The 4,612-nt window shown below is 60.2% G+C and carries 5 protein-coding genes; 2 read left to right on the top strand and 3 right to left on the bottom strand.

The window, feature by feature from the left end:
• The 3 genes from rsxC to rsxA form a co-directional block, all read right to left on the bottom strand.
• On the bottom strand, window positions 1-938 hold a 938-nt coding region (rsxC, locus tag A3754_RS18140; protein ID WP_082904801.1), incomplete at its 3' end, for an electron transport complex subunit RsxC.
• An 82-nt stretch (window positions 939-1,020) separates the two neighbouring features.
• Window positions 1,021-1,605, bottom strand: a complete 585-nt coding sequence (gene rsxB, locus A3754_RS18135; RefSeq protein WP_063520820.1) for an electron transport complex subunit RsxB — start codon at window positions 1,603-1,605, stop codon at window positions 1,021-1,023.
• Between the two features lie 139 nt (window positions 1,606-1,744).
• On the bottom strand, window positions 1,745-2,329 hold the full coding sequence (rsxA, locus tag A3754_RS18130; protein ID WP_007150071.1) for an electron transport complex subunit RsxA: 585 nt from the start codon (window positions 2,327-2,329) through the stop codon (window positions 1,745-1,747).
• Between the two features lie 286 nt (window positions 2,330-2,615).
• Between rsxA and A3754_RS18125 the strand changes: the two genes are divergently transcribed.
• The gene (locus tag A3754_RS18125; RefSeq protein ID WP_063520819.1) at window positions 2,616-3,743 is read left to right on the top strand and encodes an aminotransferase class V-fold PLP-dependent enzyme; all 1,128 of its coding nucleotides are present in this window, start codon (window positions 2,616-2,618) and stop codon (window positions 3,741-3,743) included.
• Between the two features lie 4 nt (window positions 3,744-3,747).
• The gene (locus A3754_RS18120; RefSeq protein WP_231880686.1) at window positions 3,748-4,473 is read left to right on the top strand and encodes a triacylglycerol lipase; all 726 of its coding nucleotides are present in this window, start codon (window positions 3,748-3,750) and stop codon (window positions 4,471-4,473) included.
• Window positions 4,474-4,612: the final 139 nt, after the last annotated feature.

The following is a 4,612-nucleotide window of genomic DNA, read 5'->3' as shown; positions in this document are numbered from 1 at the left end:
ACCCGCGAGACCAGCGGTTCGCCATCGCATACGGCCCGCTTGATGGCATAGGCGGTGCCCACGTTCTGGCAGACCACGCCCACCTGGGCGGGCAGCTGGCCGCTGGCCACTTCCTTGCCGGTGAGCAACTGGATCAGCTGTTTCTCGCCGCCGGAGGGGTATTTGGTGGGCACCACACGCACTTCGATATCGGAGCCTTTGCAGGCCCGTTTGATCGCGGAAATGGCCTCGGGCTTGTTGTCTTCGATACCGATCAGGGTGCGGCGGGGGTTGAGCAGGTACTGGAGAATATGAATGCCGGTGACGATTTGCTCGGCACGCTCACGCATCAGGCGATCATCGGCGGTGATGTAGGGCTCGCATTCCACCGCATTGATCAGCAGCTGCTCCACGCGCTGATGGTCGCCCAGGTTCACCTTGATGCTGGTGGGGAAGCCAGCGCCGCCCATGCCGGCAATGCCCGCGTGGCGGATCAGATCGACCAGCTCGGCTGGGCTTTTTTCGGTGTAGTCGGCAATACCCTGATGTTCAACCCACTGGTCTTCGCCATCCGTGTCGATGACGATACACACCGCATCCATGCCCGATGGGTGCTGGATGGGGCGCGGGCCAATGGCGCTGACCGTGCCAGAGGTAGGCGCATGGATAGCTGCACTGACAGCGCCAATGGGCTCGGCAATCATCTGCCCCTTGAGGACCTTGTCTCCGGGCGCCACCAACGGCTTGGCCGGCGCGCCGATATGCATGTTCAGCGGTAGCACCAGCTGTTGCGGCAGCGGGCCGGGCACGATGGGGGTGCTGTTGGACAGATGCTTCATTTCCGGCGGATGAATGCCGCCGTGGAAGTCATGAATGGGCGCTGGCCGCCGGATGCCCGATGCCAGACGCGCAAAAACAGAGCGTGTTTTTCGGGTTTTGTTTGTTTGCGCTTGGCTCATGGCAACAATCTCCGGCCATGCACGAGCGAATCCGAGTGGCACTGCACAAGCGTCATGCGTCCGGCGTGTGGCGTGAAGCGTCTCATAAATTCACCACCTCAATGCGGCTGTCCGGGCGCTCACCGATACCCGCCGGGCGCTGCCAGCCCCAGGTTTGCAAGGTCGGTTTCACTTCCAGCATGTCGATACAGTCCACCGGGCAGGGCTCCACACAGAGATCGCAGCCGGTGCATTCATCAACAATGACCGTGTGCATCAACTTGGCGGCGCCGACGATGGCATCCACCGGGCAGGCCTGGATGCACTTGGTGCAGCCAATGCACTCGTCTTCGCGGATGTAGGCGACCTTGGCCACGTTGGCGTCTTCCGCGCCTTCATTATCCAGCGTCAGTTCTTCACGGCCGAGCAATTCGGACAGCGCCACCACGGTGTCCTGTCCGCCTGGCGGGCAGCGGTTGTGTTCTTCGCCCTCGGCAATGGCTTCCGCATAAGGGCGGCAACCCGGGTGGCCACACTGGCCGCACTGGGTCTGCGGCAGCAGCGAATCAATCTGCTCGACGATCGGATCGCCTTCTACCTTGAATTTTTCCGAGGCAAACCCGAGCACAGCACCGAACACCGCCGCCAAAGCCAACAACGCCGCCACAGCAATTAACACAGCGGTCATGAGCACACTCCGTGTGCCGCAGGACGCAGAATGCCGAATGCCGGACACGGCAAAACAGTGCGTAGCAGCACAGGGTTGGCGATTATCGTGAGGCACCGCGCCCCTGTCAGGCGTCGGGCATCAGGCGTCGTGCGTACATTCATAACTTGATCAACCCGGAAAAGCCCATGAATGCCAGTGACATGAGACCGGCGGTGATCAGGCCGATGCTGGGGCCGCGAAAGGCTTCGGGTACATCGGCCACGGCAATGCGCTCGCGCATGGCGGCAAACAGGATCAGCACCAGGGAAAAGCCCAGCGCCGCCCCGAAACCGTAGGTCAGCGAAGACATAAAGGTGGCGTCTTCCTGGCGCACATTCAGCAGGGCCACGCCCAGCACCGCACAGTTGGATGTGATCAACGGCAGGAATACCCCCAGCACCCGGTAGAGCAGCGGGCTGGCTTTCTTCACGAACATTTCGGTGAACTGCACGGCCACCGCAATCACCAGAATAAAGCTGATGGTGCGCAGGTATTCCAGCTCGAAGGGCACCAGAATGTAGGCCCAGGTCAGGTAGGCAAGCACGGAGGACAGCGTCAGCACGAACGTGGTGGCCAGGGACATGCCCATGGCGGTTTCCACTTTATTGGACACCCCCATAAACGGACACAGCCCGAGGAACTGCACCAGCACGAAATTGTTTACCAGCACAGCGCTGATCAGAATCAGGACGTACTCAGTCATGTGATCGCAGGCTCGCTTGCCGAAAAAAATAGGAGTAGACGCCATGTTTACATGGCATCAAGGGCGCATAGTATGAGGCAGCGCCTGTATACGCTCAAGAATGATAGCGAATAAGCTTAATAGACAAGGGAGTACAGGTCATTGGCCGTCTTTTGAACAGTTGACCCGGCTTTTGCCACTATTTTGCGGTTGAAGGCGGGCAAACGGTTGCGGTGGGCCGGTCAATCCAGTATCCAAGACAGACGAAAAACCCCGTACCCGTAACCTGGCTGATTGGGAGAGACCCGTGCCCGCTTTACCCCGCGATTTTGACCGTGACGGTCTGCTCGAATACTCCGTGGTTTTCACCGACCGTTCCCTGAACCATATGTCACAACGCTTCCAGCAGGTGATGCGGGATATCTCATCGACCCTGAAACAGGTCTATAACGCGCATTCCGTGGCTGTGGTGCCCGGTGGCGGCAGCTTCGGCATGGAAGCAGTGGCCCGTCAGTTCGCCACCGACCAGTCCTGCCTGGTGATTCGCAATGGTTTCTTCAGCTTCCGCTGGAGCCAGATCTTCGAGATGGGCAAGATCCCGTCCAAAGAAACCGTTCTCAAAGCCTCTCCGGTTAACGACCAGCCCCAGGCTGCATTCGCCCCGGCGCCCATTGAAGAGGTGGTCGCTGCCATCAAGGCGGAAAAACCGGCCATGGTGTTCGCCCCCCACGTGGAAACGGCCTCCGGCATCATCCTGCCCGATGACTACATCAAACAGGTGGCCGATGCGGTGCACAGTGTGGGCGGCCTGTTCGTCCTCGACTGCATTGCCTCCGGCACCATCTGGGTGGACATGCAGGCTTGCGGCGTCGACGTGCTGATCAGTGCGCCACAAAAAGGCTGGAGCAGCTCGCCGTGCAGCGCGCTGGTGATGCTCAGCGAGGCCGCAGAAAAGCGTCTGCACGAAACTACCAGCAGCAGCTTCGCCTGCGACCTGCGTAAATGGCGCGACATCATGATCGCCTATGAAAACGGCGGCCATGCCTACCACGCCACCATGCCCACCGATGCGCTGACCGGTTTCCGCGACACCATGATGGAAACCGTGGAGCGCGGCCTGGAGACCGTTAAAGCCGAACAGTGGCAGCTGGGTAAGGCGGTACGCGCCCTGATGGCCGAACACGGTTTTGCCAGCGTCGCCGCACCGGGCTTTGAAGCCCCGGGTGTGGTGGTGTCCTACACCGGTGACGATGGCATCAAGAGCGGTGCGGCATTTATCGCGCAAGGCTTGCAGACCGCCGGTGGTGTGCCGCTTATGTGCGACGAACCGGCGGACTTCAAGACCTTCCGTGTGGGCCTGTTCGGCCTGGACAAGCTCGGTGATGTGGATGCGGCGGTGGCCCGCCTCAAGACTGCGCTGGATCAGCTTGGCTAGATCCGTGACGGGCAGGGCAGGGGCGCTGGCGTTGTTGCTGGCGTGCCTGCTGGCCTGGACCGCAGCACAGGCGGAGGAAAACATGGAAGAACCGCAATGCGTTGTGCTGCTGCATGGCCTGGCCAGAACCGCCCACGCCATGAAGAAAATGGAAACGGCCCTGGAGAAAACCGGTTATACGGTGGTGAACCAGGGGTACCCCTCTACCAAACACCCTATTCAAACCCTCGCGGCGCAAACCCTTCCCGCTGCTTTAGCGCAATGCCCCGACGAAGGCAGCATCCATTTCGTTACCCACTCTATGGGTGGCATTCTGCTGCGCCAGTACCTCAGCGAACACACCATTCCCCGCCTTGGCCGAACCGTCATGCTCGGCCCGCCCAATCAGGGCAGCGAAGTGGTGGACCGCCTGGGTGCCTGGGCGCCATTCCAATGGTTCAACGGCCCTGCCGGCAGCCAGATGGGCACCGGCCCGGACAGCCTCCCCAACCAGCTCGGCCCGGTGGATTTCCCGGTCGGTATCATCGCCGGCAATCAGACCATCAATTTCCTGCTCTCCACGCAACTACCCGGACCTAACGATGGCAAGGTCACCGTAGAAAGAACCAAAGTCGAAGGCATGCAGGACCATCTGGTGCTGCCGGTGACGCATCCGTTCATGATGCGTAACGGAGAGGTGATTGCGCAGGTAAAGATATTCCTGGCGGAAGGGCGGTTTGATTATCCGTGAATGCACGAAGCCTGCGGGGCTGTGGGCTCCTTAGACATAGGCTCCTTTCGCTTTTAGCGATGCTGCTTTTTTGAGCAGTGTTATTCGTTTCGGGGAATGGAGAAGGCAACATATCGAATCATGCCCTGACAAGCTGGTT

The organism is Alcanivorax sp. HI0083, assembly GCF_001635175.1.
Note: the sequence above shows the minus strand (reverse complement) of the source record. Positions and strands in the feature narration are given on the sequence as shown.

What these genes read in the sequence shown, in the direction of transcription:
- rsxB (WP_063520820.1), bottom strand. Translation starts at nt 1,605, where the DNA reads ATGACCGCTGTGTTAATTGCTGTGGCGGCGTTGTTGGCTTTGGCGGCG.
- rsxA (WP_007150071.1), bottom strand. Translation starts at nt 2,329, where the DNA reads ATGACTGAGTACGTCCTGATTCTGATCAGCGCTGTGCTGGTAAACAAT.